The sequence below is a fragment of the Celeribacter sp. SCSIO 80838 genome (genome assembly GCF_056498065.1).
In genome coordinates this window covers 1263521-1277541 of the sequence record NZ_JAZKMA010000001.1, presented here as the reverse complement: position 1 = coordinate 1277541, position 14021 = coordinate 1263521, and the positions used below count along the sequence as shown (strand labels likewise).

Sequence of the window (14021 nt, the reverse complement as noted above, 5' to 3'; positions counted from 1 at the left end):
TCAGGCCCTCGGGCGCGGGCGCTGGATTTCCGGGTGGCTGGCACGGCCGCGCGCGATCTCGTTGCCCGCCTCGAGGCCCTGCACGACGAGGAAGTCCGCACGATCATCGTAGCTCACATAGCCGTTTTCCTTGAGCCATGCCAATTCGGTCACCACCTGGCTACGGGTCGAGCTCACGCCAACACCATTCAGAATGTCGGTCAGGATCGAAGCGTTCGAGGTGTATTCGGCACAGGCTTCCAAATGCCGCAAGATCGCCAGTCGGCGGTGTTTGCGCAGGGTCGCGCCATAGTCGCTCATCATTTGCCTCCGTCGAGCAGATGTTGTTCGTGCCGCCCGACGACAGTTTCGAGGCGGGTCATGATCTGGGCGTTGCCCTCCATCACGGCGGTGAGGGCCTTCATGTCGCCCTGCATCGAGCGCATGGAGAGCTGGAGTTCGTGCAAATCGTCTCGGCCCGGCAGGATGCGCATGGACTGTTCCATGCTGGCGATGCGCGCATCGAGACGCTCCATGCGCTCACCATCGGCCTTGCGCTCCTGGGAGAGCTGTTCGAACTGCGCACTGATCTCCTTCTCGCGCTTCTCGAGGCTCTGCCCGCGCGTCCGCCACCAGGTGAACAGGATGTTCAGGATGTTCAGGACAAGCAGGAGAGCCCCGAGAAATGCGATCAGGTCTTCATTGAGAACCACGGTCGGTTACCCCTCGGTCGTCTCGGCTGTCACCACGGACGCAAGATCGGTGACGATCGAAGGCATGCCGTCCATCGCTTCACGAAGCTTCGCCTCGGCGATATTCACCAGCACGCTGTTCTCGGGTTCGAGTGCTGCCACGGCGTCGGGCACGGATTTCAAGGCGTGCTGGATGGCGGCGGTGATGATGGCGGACCGTCCGCTCATATTGCGCGACAGGGCGGCCCGGATGCCGGACATCAGCGCCGCGTGCAGCGCTTCGCGGTGGCGGGCTTCGATCTCGATGCCCCAGCGCGCCTTGGCAACGGACGTGACGCGGATCAGCAAAACGCCAAGAATGGCAGAAATTGCCTGCAAGATCAGCGGCAAAATCGGTTCGGCAAAAAGCGAAAGCAGATAGTTCATTTTGACCTCGTTGGTTTAGGAAATCCGGCGATAGCCGGGGTCATAGGTGATCGGAGCGGTGTAGGATTTGACGACCCAACCTTCGCGGCCGTTCCAGAACACTTTGACCCAGTCGCGTCCGTCGAACGTGCCCTCACGCAGAACGGGCACAATCGTCTCGTCAGGGATGGCGGCGATCACATTCGGGTTGAAACTCGGCCAGCGCCGCATGTTGAGCGCCGATCCGGGCACCTCGATTTGCACGAGCTCTTGGCCCGGCACCTCCTCGGAGAGCTGATAGCCCAGAACATCGTCCGGATCTTCGCGGCCAAGCACACGGGCGCGAATGTGATCGAGCGGAAAAAGCGGGTTTGTGTCGACTTTGCGGCCGGGGCTGACATACCAGTGTGTGCGGATGTCATAGAGGCTGTCGATGCCGTCAAAGAGTGCCCATAGAAGGTCAAGAAGCGCGGCAATCTGCTCTTCCGTGTAGCCCATCCAGAGGCCCGATCCGTGCTCTTTGGTTGAGCGCTTTTGGATGTCGTATTCCGACTTGCTGAACAGTTGGCCGAACCAGGTACGCGCATTCTTGCCCGCGTCTTCCATGCGGCCCGGATTGACGATCTCGATCCCGATCGAGAAACCGTTGCACCCCTTCTTGCCGTGATAGCTGGAGGTCCCGGCGTGATTGGCTCGGCGGTTCGTCGGCACGAGCTGCGTCACAGTCCCGTCGCGCTCGATGACGAAATGAACGGACGCCTTGCCGGTGTTCTCAGAGGCCAGATAGGCGGCGGAGTTGCCCTTATCCAGACGACCGGCGGTGTCGTGCATAATCACGATCTCAGGTGTGATTTCCCCGCCGGTGAAATAGGCAGGCTGAAACTTGATGCCGTCGATTTTGTGATTGGTGAGGCGCATGGGGAACTCCGAAACAATGACGCCATGCGTCTATGTTTCGGGTGTGCCATGACAGATCGGCAAGTGGGCCGGGGATGGAGTTCAGGGGATGATTAAAAGCCGGGAAGAAGGGGCTGGGGAGCCTCGCCATTTTCCCGGCGCATCTGCGTGCGCAGCTTATGAACATAGGCCGCAGTCACGCCATGCTCCATGGCGATGACATTCGCCGATCGAGTCGGGTTGGTCAATCCGGCATCGAGAATGTCAGCCCGAAGACGTGCTGCCTTGTCCTGACGCTTGCGCGCATTTTGCGATGGGATGTCGACGGATGTGCCACCAAAACGGGCGGCAAGCCATGTGACCACGTCTTCGCCGACCTCGGCAGCAAGATTCGATCCGGCAGCGCGCTTGGGAACGTCACGGCGTTGCCCGCCAGCATTCGCCAAAAGGCGCAGGGCTGCGGGCTGGCCAAGGTCTTGTTCCAGTTCGTCAATCCATGCGTCGCGCGGAAGGTCAACCATTGGACGCCTCCGCGAATTTAGACACCTCATTGCCCCAAACGTCGTGGCCGTCCCATGGTTCTCGCGCGAAGAGCTCGCAGCAGAAGGCATGTGGCAAAAGACGCTCGACCATTTCGCGCATCTGAATAGGTTTGCGGGAGTGCTCACGCCGGATCGCATCGATGCCGTCTGGGATGTCTGAGGGATCGAACACCTCTATCGCCGCATCGATCACATTGCGCTCTGATTTGGACTTAACCTGCGGCGCTCCCACCTTGCCGACCAGGAAGGGCTCCGTTGCAGAACGGAGCACATATCCCGTCCCGAAGGCCAGCTTCCAGTTCACGGTCCGCTTCGTCCAGGAACCGCCCGTGATGTAGGTAAATCCGAGATCCTCCATCAGGTCCTGCGCCTGTTTCAGGTGCGGCCATGTGGACCACATGAACAGAAGGCAATCCTTGCCTGCCAGATCCAGCACGGGAAGACGCCGCATGTCTTCGTTCGACATCGTGTCATAATGGGCTTCAGGCGACTTCTCATAGCCCTTGTCTGAGCGCATCTCATAGGACCATGGGAAATCCGCGATGATCGCGCCGTATTTCATGGGAGTGAGGTTCGCAAACGGCCAGTCAGACTTCGTCATCGAACTGCCTTTCTGGTCTCTGGCGTTTCGGGGGTTCAACAAGCATCACGGTTGCAACGACCGGGCGCTGCCCATCTTCTTCACGCACGACAAAACGTGCACCATTGATTGTCACGAAAGGCACGCCGGACATCCAGCGCGCAGCTACTGCCGCCGATATCTCAGAACGCAGCTTGTCGATCTCGAATCCGCCTACGCGTTCGAGATACCGAAGAACCGCATGATCTGAGACACCGACGTGTTTCATTCGAAGGACACCCCGTTACGAGTGCACATTGCCTTGAGCGCACGGATCACGGCGTTTATCTGCGCAGGATCTCGGATCGCATCGACATCGATGGGAACGGATTGCCATTTCCCTTCGAAACGCGCGCGGATAAAGGCGTTCAGCCCGTCCCGGCCCGGACGATCGAGCGCGCCCGCCTCGCCAAGTTTGGCCCAGAGCACATGCACAAGGCGCAGATCGGCGCGAGGCGCGAGCTTGTGACGCCCCTTTGAACCCCGTTTAAAGCCGGTTTCAAAACCCCGTTCCTTAAGAGCCTGCACCATCTTGCGCAGGTCCGCGTCGGTCATATCCGACATCGAGGCCTTGCCGGTCACAACGAGCTGGAGATCATGACGCGTCTCGCTGTCGATCCCAAGCTGCTTGCAGCCCGCGAAGATCTGGCGCTGGAGGGTGCGGTCAGCCATTAGTCGCCCCCCCGATCAACGCCGATTGAAACGCGGTAGGGCATACCGTCCATTTCGAATACCCAAGAGGCTTTGCAGCCTGGCATTATTCGATCCATGGTTTCAACGCGTTCTGCCATTTCAACAACCTTCTGGCCGATCTCGATTAGGTCTTCATCGTCGGTGTAATGGTCATCAGACATTGGCGCCTCCTGTAGCGCTAGGCCGCTTCGAATTGCGCTTTTTATGTCTTTCAAACACCTCTCCGAGATCCTTCAGGCAATGCGCCAGCGCGTACATATCGGTGGTCTCGAGGGTGATCTTGACAGTCGCTTTGCCGTTGGTTGTCGACGACGAGAACGTCTTGAGGGCCATCAGCTCCTGATCGCTGGAAGAGAGCATGAACAGGGTAGGCATTGCTTGGTCGTTCATTGGAGCGCCTCCGAGAACATCAGATATCCGGCGACAATCGAGGTCATCAGCCCTGAGATGTAGAAGATCAATACGACCCACATCGCGAGCCGGGCTTGGGTCCTGTTGTTCTCCAGAGCTTCCTTTGCGAGCGTTGCTGCATAAAGGAGGGAGAGCCCATGCAAGAGTGCGGAAACGAGATAGATGAAATACGTCATCACACCGCCTCCGTCCGCACAGCCGTGGACACCTTGGCGATGTCGAGGGGGACCATCGTTTCGGCCTTCGTCTCCGGGTCCACGCGGTAAAACCGGATGTAGGTGCTCGGGTCCCGCAGGATGGCTTTCTCGATCACATCCATAGCTTCCGCCCAGAGCGGATAATGGCTGAACTTCTTCTTGTGCTTGCGCAGGGCCAGCACAGACGAGACGTTGACCTTGCCTTCGTCATTCACCCGAAACGCGCTGGTCACGATCTCCTCGATGACCTCGCTGCTGCCTTCGAGCTCGTGGGTCAGAAACTGGTTCAGAAGCTCGCGCGCAACGGATAGCTCAGGCCCAAAGCTAATCGACTGGTTCACGGCCATTTCGACTTTTTTCGTACCGTCGACGCTCTTGATCGAAAAACCGCCCCGGCTGCCGGTGACCGTCAGGCCATAGTCCCCGAACATCATGTCGCGGAAGGCGCGCATCTCAATGAGCGATGCTTGCTTCAAGGACCGCAGGCGGTCGCTTTCCGTCTCAGCTTGCGAGAACAGGCGCATGACCAGCTCGTGCGCGAGCTGATCGCGGGGTTCGAGCGAGGACAGCGAGACATAGCTGCCGTCCGGACGGCGCACCAGGTCAGATGGAAGGGCTGCATTATCACCGGTCATTGGCGTGGTCCTTATGTTGCGGGATGGGTTTCATGCCGAGGCAGACGAGCGTTGCCGCCATGGCCTCGATTTCGTCATAGGTCACCATGGAGGTGCCGCGCCGCCCGTGGCTGTCGATCTTGCGCACCGCGCTGGCCGCCAGATCGAGCATTTCGTTTTCGGTGAAACGTGTGGCATCGCTCATGGCTCGGCTCGCTTGCTACGCGGGCAGCGATTGCAGGCCTTGTACATGCGAACCAACTCGCTGTTCACATTGGAATAGGACTGTCCTTTGAGCTGCCAGTTGCGGCATGTATTGGTGCCGATTTCGCCGAGTGCGGGACAGATGACAGTGGCATTTTCATAGACACCGCGCACCTGATCCTCGACGGCCTCCATGTTGCCCGTGTACTTTTTGCGCAACACGTTGGAGACCAGCGCGGCAGAGCGATTGAGGCGCTTGGCTACCTTGTTCTGGCTGCTCTTGGCGCATTCCGTCGCCAACAGTTCTACCCAGTCCGGAAGCTCATCGCCCCACGCTGTGCGTGCAATTTCCAGAGGGCCGCTCATGACCGCCCCTCCGGCTCATAGACGGTATTGGTGTTGGGATCATAGATCCGCTTCACACGCTGGATTTGCGGCGGCTTCGGGCCATCGTTGCGGATCAGGCGATATTCGGCGACCCGCCCTTTGATGGGGTCAGCTTTCTTCAGGACGCGCAGATACCCACAGGCCAAAAGCATTGCACAATATTTCTTGGCCGTTTCCTCCGGGATTTCGATTGACGCGGTCTGCACCAGATCGCGATAGGTGAAACGCTTCAGAATGCAGGCGCTGGTCCACATCTGCTCGGCAGCCTTGCCCTGAGTGACAGGCGTGCCGTCACGACGCAGGCGCGGCGCATGGTGGCCCGTGTCACGCAGGAGCTTGTATTTCCCCGGCTCACCAACACCAGCCGCTTTTTCGTATTCGAGATATCCACCTTTTGTCAGGCTGGAGAGATAGGAATAGATCGTCTTGGTCTCCAGCTTCGCATGCTGCCAGATGTCGTCGATCGTGAACCATCCCTCCTGCTGTTTCACGGCTTGCCAAATCTCCTGACGGCCGGGGCGGTTTTCGTGAGAGGGATGGCGCCCTGTTTTGATCTTCTTGGTCATCAGAGGAGCCTCCGGGGATCGGGTGCTTCACCGGTGAAGAGTGTCACGCGCTCAATGTCGGCCATCTCGATGGTCGATTTGTCGAGCTTAAGCGCGTGCTCATGGATTTTTTGGAGGTTGACCACGATCCGGCGGGCACGGGCCTGCGACTCTTGCAGAACCACCTTAAGGACGTCTTCTGAAATCTCGATGCCAGGGCAATTGAGCTGAGCCAGCATCCCGGTTTCACGCAGATCGCTTGGTTGCGCGGGCACCCAATCGAGAATCCGGTTATGGAACCGTTCCCAGCGTGTCAGCGTCTGCGGCATCATCTCTTCGCCAATCAAGATGATTGTAGCCTTAGAGCTTTCGTAGATATCGTAGACCACGCCGACCATGCGGGTGTTGGCCAGAAGATGCCCTTCATCGATCAACAGCGGTCGCCCGGATTTCAAAAGCTCCTCGCCGATAATTTCAACGAGGTCTCCCAACCGGCCTTTCGGCGTCATGCCAAGCGAGGTCACGATTTTCTGGGCGAATTTCGTGGGCGACCAGGTGTTTTTCATCTCGACGTGATAGGCGTCATACCGGTTGGCGCACCACGCCGCCGCCGAGGTTTTACCAAGCCCGCTATGGCCATAAAAACAAGCCATGCCCGGCAAAACGTCGTTCCTGTTCTGCACCCGCTCGATCAGTTCGGCGAGCAAAAGCACATTGCGCAACGGCAAAGTGTTCGTACTGTTGACCATTCCTGCTCCGTCCATCATTCTCTCCTTGCTTCGTCATGTCCCCGAAGGCCTGCACGCTTTCGGGGACGGTTTTTACCCAATCGCCGCCGCGCCGAAGGCGTCGTAAGCTTTCCGCTGGGCCTGATATTCGGGGATGCGCTGCATCCGTTCCCAGAACCGCGCGTCGTCTTCAGAAATCTGTTCCCCGGTCTCTGAGCGCCGTTCGATGTCCAGAGCGCGCCAGAACCGATCTGCCGAACTATCTTCCGCAGGCGTCTCGACAGCCGCCTTCCGGGGCTTGCTGAAATCCACCTCGAAGACCTTCAGGCGGTCATCGACAGCCGGATCAGGTGTGGGCAGCGGTTTGGCAATCACGGGTTTCTGATGACGCACAGGCGCGATTTCGACCACCTTGGCCTCGATCATCGGTGTCTCAGGCTGCGGTAGAGTGGCAAGCTCGGCGGCGTATTCCTCGACCGACAACGGGCGGGTGAGCTTGAGCGCTTCTTTCGCCGCCTTCCGACGCTGACGGTCGAGCTTGGCCTGCATCTGTGCGCCGACCAGATCGAAGAACCCGACCTTTTCCCGGCACTCGGCAAAGCCGAGATAGGCCCCGTCGAGCGCGTAGATGTACAGCCCTTCGTGAAGGTTCTCCGGGTTGAACCGAGCGGTGATCCTCTGGCCGCGATAGCTGTTCATCCAGTCCGCCCAATAGCGGTTATCGAACAGGCGCAACTCGCCATGGGTTTTGTGGAGCTTGCGCACCTCTTGGCCCATGAGCCAGAGCCGGTGCTGCTCTTCCGTGGCCTTGCGGATTGTCGCTTTGGCATAGCTCTCCGCAAAGGTCTCGTCGAAGCTGCGCCCGCGCGCATTGTCTGTCAGACGCCCTGGGCGAGCATTATGCCTGCGCACCTCCTGATCAAGGATCACGAGGAAGTCTTCGAGCGGAATGGCACGGGACATATAGTCTTCAGGCTTCGCATCCGGGCGATTGCCGGTATAGGCCCCGGCAAAAGCGGGGTGCTTGGCAATCCGCTCAGCGAAATCTCCAAAACCGCGTTCAATCGGCTTGGCCTGACCATGAGCCGGGGTGGCCCAGTGGATTTTGACGCCCATCTGCGGCAAGACGCCGAGGCCGTCGTCCTCACGCACCTTGAAACGGAACCGGGTTTTGGTGCCTGCGGTCAGCCATTTGTTGGCGAACTCCATGCCGTTGTCGAACAAGCAGTGTTTCGGAATGCCATAGGTCTCGACCATCTCCCCATAGGCGCCCATGACGGCGACCTTGTTCGGGTCGAGATCGACGCGATAGGTCAGCATTTTGTTCGAATAGAGGTCCTGGAACATCGCGATCTGCGGGCGCACAGGCTTGTCGATGCCCGGCCATTGCACGAACACGTCGATCTTGTGACAGTCGGCGTTGACGGCCTCCATCGCGGTCAAAGTGGACCGATCCCTGATTTGCGGCGGGAAGCACTTGGCAAGCCCACGTTCGCCCTGACGGGCCAGCACCTGCGTCACATAGGGCACATTCTTCTCGATCCAGCGCCGTGCGGTGCGATCCTGCAGGAACTTGACGCCGCGCGCCTTGCACAGCTCCACGACCCGGTCGTAGCAGGCCTTGAATTCCGGCTCTCCGAGGCGAAGGTAATCCGCCTTAAGCCAGTCGAGGAATTCCGGGTCACATGTGGCTTTCTTGCGCTTCGGCGTGGCCGCACGATGGCGCGGCGCGAGATAGGCCAGCCAGTCCGCCGGATCGACACCTTCCACCATGGCAAGCCAGTTCCAGAGTGTGCGTTGCCCAGAACCGGCCTCCTGCGCCATATGCGCGACGGCTCCATGCTTGCCCAAAGGGCCGCTCAACGCATCGATCCGCTGGACAATAGCCAGTCGATCTCGTGCTTTTGCCTTGGCGGTTTCGGGCAAAGCCTCGAAATAGGCCCAGACCTCGCCCCTGTCTGTTGGCTGGGTATCTTCGCGCGGAGCCTGACCTTTGAGCAAAGACGCCTGTGCCCGCGCGGGCAGAAGCTTCCAGTGGTACTCATAACCACCGCCGCGCCCCTTGCGCTTGCGGGCGAGCTGCGGGTGTCCACGCCATCCCTGCCGCGCGGCCAGAGCATCGACGCCTTGACGCGTTCCCGGCACATCCGGCAACCCGCTCGCGGCCAGCGCGTCCGTTGTCCACCATTCCTGTACCGGAGCCTGCATCATTCAGCAGCCTCCCGGTGCGGGAATTCCACACCAAGCTCATAGCCAAGCAGCGCGATCAACTCGACGCCGTGCTGTTCCACGAAGCGGCGCTTTGCCGCCTGCGAGGCGCGGGTAAACGCGTTCGACAGGGTGAGATACTGCTGATCAACGGGGGCTTTAACGGGGGCTTCACCCTCCCGTTCAACCTTGATCGCCTTGCGGGCGTCAGATGCGCTCTTTGCGTTGCCCGCAGACAGCTTGAGCACAACGGCCTGACGCTCTTTGGCGTCTCCGATTTTAGAAATGTCGCGCAAATCCTTCATCGTCACGCGACGTTCAGATGCTTGAAGCAGGTCGATTTCGTCAGGCGACAGGTTCTCTCCGGCCTGCAATGCCCGCTTGACAGTGCTCTCGTCGACACCGAAAGCATCGGCCATGGTTTTGGTCAGGGGCATAATGCCCCTGACCAGATTTCCGGTGTGCTGGTTGCCCTTAAACACACCCGGTTTGCGCTCAGGATGCAGTGTATAATAGTCTCGTTTCCACGACGCGACGAACACCGCCGTTTGCAGCGGGGTCATCCGCGCTGCACCCAGATTGTTGCTCGCTTCCATCGCCCGCGCCTCATCTGCGCGGCATTCAACCACCAACGCGGCAATGTCTTCCAGCCCCATGCGGCGGGACGCTTCCAGCCGGTGCGCGCCGTCAATCAGCGTGTATTTTCCACGATCCTTGCGCACATGAATGGGCGTTGTGATCCCGGTATCTTCGGCCATCAGCATCAGGTTTTCGACAAAGCTTTCACGCACTTCGCGCAGCCGCCCGGTCACCTCGATTTCATCCAGTCCAAGCCGGACGATATTGCCACTGTTCAGGAATTTCATTGGCTCACCCCACGAAATTCACTGACGGCCAAACGGGCTTCAGTAATGCGCGCCTGCGCTTTATTCAGCACTTCGTCAGCTGTGTCCGATATGATTTCCAGTGCTTCGCGGTCACCATCCGCGAAGATATCTTCAATGGACGCATCGCTGAGATGTGCCTCATGGCAAACCCGCTCGAACATCTTGAAGAGCGCCTGAAGGTCCAGATCGAGACGATCAATGAGTTTTCGTTCGGGGCTCATGTCCGGCCTTTCTTCTTGCTGGGGGCTTTGTAGAAATCGCCCAGACCTGCGGAGCCGCGTGAGCAGCTGTCACACAGGCGGTTGTGAATGCCTTCGGACGCGAAGGTCTTGCCACAGCACATGCAGGGGCGCGGGCCGCGCTTGGCCTTGTCGTCCGCCTGACGTTGCAGCCGGTCACGCAACTGCTCCGCCTGCGGGCGGAAGTTGATCAACCCCGAGGCATGTGCCCCGTCCGGGTCGACCACGAAATAACCGCCCAAAATCTGCTTGATGGAAAAGCGATGCGAGGGCTTGGCCGCATGTTGGAAGTGCTTGCTCATGTCGTCACCTCACTGCCTGTAGGTCACGTCCAGAAACTCCGTGAGGAGGTCCGTGACGCCGGTCTCGATCAGAAGGTTCAGTTCGGTGACCAGCGCTTTGCAGGCCTCCTCGTAACGGTGAACCACCTCGTAGAGCGGCAGGTCATCGCCATACTGATGCAACCACGTCTGGTATTCGTCATGTGCCTTCTGGGCGAGGTCGACGACGCGGTCGAAGCGCTGTTTCGGGCTCATGACCTGAACCGCGGGATGAATGCTCATTTGAACACCTCGCTAAACATGGGAAAAAACCAGAAGGAGCCAAACAGGATCACCCAGAGGCAGATCACGCCAATCAGATCCCCGGCCCAGCTGTCCTCAAACCGCGCGTTCGCCTCTTTGAGCCTGCGCCAGACCGCGCGCGCAGTCCCCAGGGCGCGCGGTCTGGCTGGCTCACGCACCACCCGGCTTTCAATCGGGAGGGGTGTGGTGCGGAACTCTGTTTCGCGGGAAAGATCGTGACGCGATGCGTCCCGCGTAAGCGGAGCGTAGGGGTTCCTGCGTTTTTCCATCAGATCACTCCTACGAAATGGAAGATGACGAGGCCGAGCGCGAGCTGAACGGCCAGCATTGTCAGGAAGAAGGTGCCGAACGACATCACGCGGCCTTCCCTTTGGCGGAGGGGCGGTCGATGTGATCGGGCCATTCAAGGTCCGAGGCCCAATGATCGTCGAAGAACGCCAGTACCTTGGCGGCTGTCGCCGTGCGGCAATCGCTGCCGTCCTTCAGTTTCTTGAAAAAGTCACCCTTACCGAGCGCACGCATCGAGATCGCATAATGCGTGACGCCCTGATGGGCAGCGAGCGTATCCGCAAGGGTTATGAGGGCTGTTCTTTGATCCATGCTCAAAGATTAGCTCAGTTGAGCCATATCATTCAAGACAAATTTGGCTAACTATTGTCGAATTAGCCAAATCGGGCTAACGCTTAGCCATGGACCCGATTCTGGAACATATTGACGAGGCCTTACGCCGTAAGGGACTTTCTGATGCAGCCGCATCTAAGTTGGCTGTCGGGAATTATTCGTTGATCAAGAATATGCGGTCTGCGAGATCTGAAGATAAAAGATATAGTTTTCAGGCTCTCCAAAAATTGGCAGAAGTGCTAGATTTAGAGTGCTATTTCGGGCCACCTCGTGATGCGCCAGACGCACCTCAACCGCCTGCAGCAGACCCTGCTGAATTGGCTGAAATACCGCTTTACAATGCAGGATTGGCGGCAGGTTCTGGCGCTGCCAATGGCGAAGACGAGATCATCGATTATTTGGCCTTTCGCAAAGATTGGTTGCGGAAGATCGGAGTGGCGCCCTCGAATGCAGTCATGGCTCGTGTGAAGGGCGAGAGCATGCAACCTACGATCTCGTCAGGAGATATGGTGCTCATCGACAAGTCCAAAACGGACATTTTGTCGAGAGGAGGCGTTCGCAAGACCAGCAAGCCTCACGTCTATGCCTTCGTTGAGGCTGGAGAGGCGCGAGTGAAACGGATCGACAAAGTCGATACTGATTTTTATGCCGTTATGTCGGACAACGCGGAATTTCAGATAGAGTTTAAAACGGGGAAAGCCCTCCAGGACATGCATATCATCGGGCGTGTTATGTGGTGGGCTCATACGGATCGGGGTTGAAGCGATGCCAAATTGTAAAAAGTGCGGGAAGAAAGTCAGCTCTTTCACGATTAGTCATGATGGGCTTTGCAACCGCTGCTATGGTATCGAATTTGATAGACGTCAAAAGGAACAAGCGTTGGAAGAACAGGGGCTTTTGGAGGATTTCAAAGCCGAAAGTGAAGCCGCCGCTCGCATCATACTCACCACCGAGACGGCACATAACCTGCCGGTCACGGAGCGCCTCGGGATCGTCACCTCCGAATATGTCATTGGCCTGAATATGTTCAAAGACATCGCATCGTCTGTCCGGGATGTCTTTGGGGGGCGCAGTAAAACCATGCAAAACGGCCTGCGGTCAGCTCGTGAGAACGCGCTGGATGAACTGAAGAAAGAGGCTCACGCCCTCGGTGCCGACGCCGTGGTCGGCATCGACCTGGACTACAGCGAGATCTCTGGCGCCGGGAAATCAATGCTCTTTCTGGTGGCCAGCGGGACTGCAGTGAAATTAGCGAAAGGGGAGGCTCTCAATGGGCAAAACTAAAGTGATAAAAACTCAACAGCCTGTGGCAACCAAGCCCTCATCACCGCCACCACCAAAACCAAAGAAATGAAGTATGGCAAAAAGCGACAATACAAACAGCACTGTAGAATATTCAGAGCAACCCATTGCCACAAAGGCAGCATCAGAGCCGCCGCCAAAACCCAAGCCGAAAGGATGACTTGATGAGTGACCAGAAACCAGCGCCGAAGGGCGGGAGAGTTTTTACCGGAGACTCAAAACAGCCAGTGGCCTCTAAGCCAACTTCATCACCTCCTCCGAAACCTAAACCGAAGGGCTGATACGATGAAAAAGCCTATCAATAGTGAAGACCTAGAGCGACATCTATCGGTTGTGCGAAATAGCGGGACCAGAAGTATTCAAGGCTCTAAGCAACCTCTTAAAAATGAAATGAAACCTGCTCCTGCGAAACCGAAGCCTAAAGGTTAATTTGGCATTGTGACATCGATACGGGAGATTTCGGATGCGGGAATAAAGCTCATTTCATATCCCCAGTCAGAGCGCTCCGGATCAAAGGGAGAAACCTCCTCCCAATCTGCTGTTCCCGGTTTCAGGACATCGGTTACGTAAAGAGCAATTGATCCATCCATTCCGAATAGGCATGGACCGAGAGGCGCGTCATTAAACTCTGCCAGTTGATTACACATAACGTGTGACCCATCCTTTAACTTTACTACTAACCGTGTCGGCCCCTTCAGTTGTCGGGCCAACATGCTTCGCCAAACATCCGAATGGCCATCATGATCCGATATGCCGCTGTCGCGCAAAACCGAAAATGTCTTTTCCTGCCCCCACCGTCGCCAAACAGCTGCCAGAACAAGTACTAAAACTGCTGCGCAAAACGGCGTGAGATTTGGGGGTAATGACCACTCTCGGAGTGATGTCAACTGGCCGATAGCTGCTCCGATGACCTTAGTTGCCGCAGCGAATACGAGGCTGATAAAGGTCACGTCCACCGCTGAATGATGTGAATCTCGACCCACAAATGCTAAGCGATAGGACATGTATCCCGCAGCAATGCTGATCAGAATATCAAAAGGCAAATCGAGAAGAAGCTTAACCTGTTCCATACAGATCTCCGGTCGCATTAGGTCATTAGGTCATATCAGAGATCAAAAAGGATTTGGCCCCGAAACTGATCTGAAATCAGTTGCATGTTCGCGAGATAAGACTTCCGAACGTAAAATGCTCAACTATATGAAAGATAATAATTTTATCTAACATGCAACTGCCTCGATGAACTTTTCGCCCGATTTGCATGTTCGGA

26 protein-coding genes are annotated in these 14021 nt (G+C 57.5%); 2 read left to right on the top strand and 24 right to left on the bottom strand.

From position 1 onward, the window contains the following. The 23 genes from V1475_RS06415 to V1475_RS06305 all read right to left on the bottom strand — a co-directional run bounded on the left by V1475_RS06415 (position 1) and on the right by V1475_RS06305 (position 11431). Positions 1-303 (bottom strand): VpaChn25_0724 family phage protein, encoded by a 303-nt coding sequence (locus V1475_RS06415; protein ID WP_479412061.1) that lies wholly within the window; start codon positions 301-303, stop codon positions 1-3. Beyond that, positions 300-692, bottom strand: coding sequence for a DUF2730 family protein (locus V1475_RS06410; RefSeq protein WP_479412060.1), 393 nt, complete (start codon positions 690-692; stop codon positions 300-302). The genes V1475_RS06415 and V1475_RS06410 overlap by 4 nt, the downstream gene beginning before the upstream one ends. Positions 693-698: 6 nt before the next feature. Further along, positions 699-1097 carry a hypothetical protein gene (locus tag V1475_RS06405; RefSeq protein WP_479412059.1) on the bottom strand — a complete coding sequence of 133 codons (399 nt, stop codon included), beginning with the start codon at positions 1095-1097 and terminating at the stop codon, positions 699-701. A gap of 15 nt (positions 1098-1112) precedes the next feature. Further along, positions 1113-1994, bottom strand: a complete 882-nt coding sequence (locus V1475_RS06400) for an N-acetylmuramoyl-L-alanine amidase (protein ID WP_479412058.1) — start codon at positions 1992-1994, stop codon at positions 1113-1115. Between the two features lie 92 nt (positions 1995-2086). Beyond that, complete coding sequence (locus V1475_RS06395; protein ID WP_479412057.1) at positions 2087-2494, bottom strand: hypothetical protein; 408 nt, start codon at positions 2492-2494, stop codon at positions 2087-2089. Next, on the bottom strand, positions 2487-3116 hold the full coding sequence (locus tag V1475_RS06390; RefSeq protein ID WP_479412056.1) for an MT-A70 family methyltransferase: 630 nt from the start codon (positions 3114-3116) through the stop codon (positions 2487-2489). Before V1475_RS06390 ends, V1475_RS06395 begins: the two co-directional genes overlap by 8 nt. Continuing rightward, positions 3103-3363 carry a hypothetical protein gene (locus V1475_RS06385; RefSeq protein ID WP_479412055.1) on the bottom strand — a complete coding sequence of 87 codons (261 nt, stop codon included), beginning with the start codon at positions 3361-3363 and terminating at the stop codon, positions 3103-3105. The genes V1475_RS06390 and V1475_RS06385 overlap by 14 nt, the downstream gene beginning before the upstream one ends. Further along, on the bottom strand, positions 3360-3806 hold the full coding sequence (locus tag V1475_RS06380; protein WP_479412054.1) for a phage protein GemA/Gp16 family protein: 447 nt from the start codon (positions 3804-3806) through the stop codon (positions 3360-3362). The genes V1475_RS06385 and V1475_RS06380 overlap by 4 nt, the downstream gene beginning before the upstream one ends. Beyond that, positions 3806-3988: a hypothetical protein gene (locus V1475_RS06375; protein WP_479412053.1), complete on the bottom strand. Its 183-nt coding sequence runs from the start codon at positions 3986-3988 to the stop codon at positions 3806-3808. The genes V1475_RS06380 and V1475_RS06375 overlap by 1 nt, the downstream gene beginning before the upstream one ends. Further along, complete coding sequence (locus tag V1475_RS06370) at positions 3981-4217, bottom strand: hypothetical protein (protein WP_479412052.1); 237 nt, start codon at positions 4215-4217, stop codon at positions 3981-3983. Before V1475_RS06370 ends, V1475_RS06375 begins: the two co-directional genes overlap by 8 nt. Then, positions 4214-4414, bottom strand: a complete 201-nt coding sequence (locus tag V1475_RS06365; protein ID WP_479412051.1) for a hypothetical protein — start codon at positions 4412-4414, stop codon at positions 4214-4216. Before V1475_RS06365 ends, V1475_RS06370 begins: the two co-directional genes overlap by 4 nt. Continuing rightward, a complete protein-coding gene (locus tag V1475_RS06360; RefSeq protein ID WP_479412050.1) occupies positions 4414-5070 on the bottom strand; it encodes a DUF3164 family protein in 657 nt (218 codons plus the stop codon). Before V1475_RS06360 ends, V1475_RS06365 begins: the two co-directional genes overlap by 1 nt. Next, positions 5060-5254 carry a hypothetical protein gene (locus V1475_RS06355; RefSeq protein ID WP_479412049.1) on the bottom strand — a complete coding sequence of 65 codons (195 nt, stop codon included), beginning with the start codon at positions 5252-5254 and terminating at the stop codon, positions 5060-5062. Before V1475_RS06355 ends, V1475_RS06360 begins: the two co-directional genes overlap by 11 nt. After that, positions 5251-5619, bottom strand: coding sequence for a hypothetical protein (locus V1475_RS06350; protein WP_479412048.1), 369 nt, complete (start codon positions 5617-5619; stop codon positions 5251-5253). The genes V1475_RS06355 and V1475_RS06350 overlap by 4 nt, the downstream gene beginning before the upstream one ends. Beyond that, positions 5616-6206, bottom strand: a complete 591-nt coding sequence (locus V1475_RS06345) for a hypothetical protein (RefSeq protein WP_479412047.1) — start codon at positions 6204-6206, stop codon at positions 5616-5618. Before V1475_RS06345 ends, V1475_RS06350 begins: the two co-directional genes overlap by 4 nt. Continuing rightward, positions 6206-6934, bottom strand: a complete 729-nt coding sequence (locus V1475_RS06340) for an AAA family ATPase (protein ID WP_479412046.1) — start codon at positions 6932-6934, stop codon at positions 6206-6208. The genes V1475_RS06345 and V1475_RS06340 overlap by 1 nt, the downstream gene beginning before the upstream one ends. A 72-nt stretch (positions 6935-7006) precedes the next feature. Then, positions 7007-9124: a transposase domain-containing protein gene (locus V1475_RS06335; RefSeq protein ID WP_479412045.1), complete on the bottom strand. Its 2118-nt coding sequence runs from the start codon at positions 9122-9124 to the stop codon at positions 7007-7009. Then, on the bottom strand, positions 9121-9933 hold the full coding sequence (locus V1475_RS06330) for a ParB/RepB/Spo0J family partition protein (RefSeq protein ID WP_479412044.1): 813 nt from the start codon (positions 9931-9933) through the stop codon (positions 9121-9123). The genes V1475_RS06335 and V1475_RS06330 overlap by 4 nt, the downstream gene beginning before the upstream one ends. A 50-nt stretch (positions 9934-9983) precedes the next feature. Next, positions 9984-10229: a hypothetical protein gene (locus V1475_RS06325; protein ID WP_479412043.1), complete on the bottom strand. Its 246-nt coding sequence runs from the start codon at positions 10227-10229 to the stop codon at positions 9984-9986. Beyond that, a complete protein-coding gene (locus tag V1475_RS06320) occupies positions 10226-10549 on the bottom strand; it encodes a hypothetical protein (protein WP_479412042.1) in 324 nt (107 codons plus the stop codon). Before V1475_RS06320 ends, V1475_RS06325 begins: the two co-directional genes overlap by 4 nt. Positions 10550-10558: 9 nt before the next feature. After that, a complete protein-coding gene (locus V1475_RS06315; protein ID WP_479412041.1) occupies positions 10559-10810 on the bottom strand; it encodes a hypothetical protein in 252 nt (83 codons plus the stop codon). Further along, positions 10807-11100: a hypothetical protein gene (locus tag V1475_RS06310; RefSeq protein WP_479412040.1), complete on the bottom strand. Its 294-nt coding sequence runs from the start codon at positions 11098-11100 to the stop codon at positions 10807-10809. The genes V1475_RS06315 and V1475_RS06310 overlap by 4 nt, the downstream gene beginning before the upstream one ends. 85 nt (positions 11101-11185) lie before the next feature. Further along, entirely contained in the window at positions 11186-11431 is a 246-nt protein-coding gene (locus V1475_RS06305) for a hypothetical protein (RefSeq protein WP_479412039.1), read from the bottom strand. An 89-nt stretch (positions 11432-11520) separates the two neighbouring features. On the opposite strand from V1475_RS06305, the gene V1475_RS06300 reads away from it, so the two are divergent. Together V1475_RS06300 and V1475_RS06295 are read left to right on the top strand one after the other, a co-directional pair. Beyond that, positions 11521-12213 carry a S24 family peptidase gene (locus tag V1475_RS06300; protein ID WP_479412038.1) on the top strand — a complete coding sequence of 231 codons (693 nt, stop codon included), beginning with the start codon at positions 11521-11523 and terminating at the stop codon, positions 12211-12213. A 118-nt stretch (positions 12214-12331) separates the two neighbouring features. Further along, entirely contained in the window at positions 12332-12736 is a 405-nt protein-coding gene (locus V1475_RS06295; protein ID WP_479412037.1) for a YbjQ family protein, read from the top strand. A 443-nt stretch (positions 12737-13179) separates the two neighbouring features. On the opposite strand, the gene V1475_RS06290 is transcribed toward V1475_RS06295, so the two are convergent. After that, complete coding sequence (locus tag V1475_RS06290; RefSeq protein ID WP_479412036.1) at positions 13180-13824, bottom strand: hypothetical protein; 645 nt, start codon at positions 13822-13824, stop codon at positions 13180-13182. Between the last annotated feature and the right edge of the window lie 197 nt (positions 13825-14021).

Excerpts from the sequence above, each read along its gene's own strand:
- V1475_RS06415 (WP_479412061.1), bottom strand. The coding sequence starts at position 303 with ATGATGAGCGACTATGGCGCGACCCTGCGCAAACACCGCCGACTGGCG.
- V1475_RS06405 (WP_479412059.1), bottom strand. The coding sequence starts at position 1,097 with ATGAACTATCTGCTTTCGCTTTTTGCCGAACCGATTTTGCCGCTGATC.
- V1475_RS06400 (WP_479412058.1), bottom strand. The coding sequence starts at position 1,994 with ATGCGCCTCACCAATCACAAAATCGACGGCATCAAGTTTCAGCCTGCC.
- V1475_RS06395 (WP_479412057.1), bottom strand. The coding sequence starts at position 2,494 with ATGGTTGACCTTCCGCGCGACGCATGGATTGACGAACTGGAACAAGAC.
- V1475_RS06390 (WP_479412056.1), bottom strand. The coding sequence starts at position 3,116 with ATGACGAAGTCTGACTGGCCGTTTGCGAACCTCACTCCCATGAAATAC.
- V1475_RS06385 (WP_479412055.1), bottom strand. The coding sequence starts at position 3,363 with ATGAAACACGTCGGTGTCTCAGATCATGCGGTTCTTCGGTATCTCGAA.
- V1475_RS06380 (WP_479412054.1), bottom strand. The coding sequence starts at position 3,806 with ATGGCTGACCGCACCCTCCAGCGCCAGATCTTCGCGGGCTGCAAGCAG.
- V1475_RS06375 (WP_479412053.1), bottom strand. The coding sequence starts at position 3,988 with ATGTCTGATGACCATTACACCGACGATGAAGACCTAATCGAGATCGGC.
- V1475_RS06370 (WP_479412052.1), bottom strand. The coding sequence starts at position 4,217 with ATGAACGACCAAGCAATGCCTACCCTGTTCATGCTCTCTTCCAGCGAT.
- V1475_RS06365 (WP_479412051.1), bottom strand. The coding sequence starts at position 4,414 with ATGACGTATTTCATCTATCTCGTTTCCGCACTCTTGCATGGGCTCTCC.
- V1475_RS06360 (WP_479412050.1), bottom strand. The coding sequence starts at position 5,070 with ATGACCGGTGATAATGCAGCCCTTCCATCTGACCTGGTGCGCCGTCCG.
- V1475_RS06355 (WP_479412049.1), bottom strand. The coding sequence starts at position 5,254 with ATGAGCGATGCCACACGTTTCACCGAAAACGAAATGCTCGATCTGGCG.
- V1475_RS06350 (WP_479412048.1), bottom strand. The coding sequence starts at position 5,619 with ATGAGCGGCCCTCTGGAAATTGCACGCACAGCGTGGGGCGATGAGCTT.
- V1475_RS06345 (WP_479412047.1), bottom strand. The coding sequence starts at position 6,206 with ATGACCAAGAAGATCAAAACAGGGCGCCATCCCTCTCACGAAAACCGC.
- V1475_RS06340 (WP_479412046.1), bottom strand. The coding sequence starts at position 6,934 with ATGGTCAACAGTACGAACACTTTGCCGTTGCGCAATGTGCTTTTGCTC.
- V1475_RS06335 (WP_479412045.1), bottom strand. The coding sequence starts at position 9,124 with ATGATGCAGGCTCCGGTACAGGAATGGTGGACAACGGACGCGCTGGCC.
- V1475_RS06325 (WP_479412043.1), bottom strand. The coding sequence starts at position 10,229 with ATGAGCCCCGAACGAAAACTCATTGATCGTCTCGATCTGGACCTTCAG.
- V1475_RS06320 (WP_479412042.1), bottom strand. The coding sequence starts at position 10,549 with ATGAGCAAGCACTTCCAACATGCGGCCAAGCCCTCGCATCGCTTTTCC.
- V1475_RS06315 (WP_479412041.1), bottom strand. The coding sequence starts at position 10,810 with ATGAGCATTCATCCCGCGGTTCAGGTCATGAGCCCGAAACAGCGCTTC.
- V1475_RS06310 (WP_479412040.1), bottom strand. The coding sequence starts at position 11,100 with ATGGAAAAACGCAGGAACCCCTACGCTCCGCTTACGCGGGACGCATCG.
- V1475_RS06305 (WP_479412039.1), bottom strand. The coding sequence starts at position 11,431 with ATGGATCAAAGAACAGCCCTCATAACCCTTGCGGATACGCTCGCTGCC.
- V1475_RS06300 (WP_479412038.1), top strand. The coding sequence starts at position 11,521 with ATGGACCCGATTCTGGAACATATTGACGAGGCCTTACGCCGTAAGGGA.
- V1475_RS06290 (WP_479412036.1), bottom strand. The coding sequence starts at position 13,824 with ATGGAACAGGTTAAGCTTCTTCTCGATTTGCCTTTTGATATTCTGATC.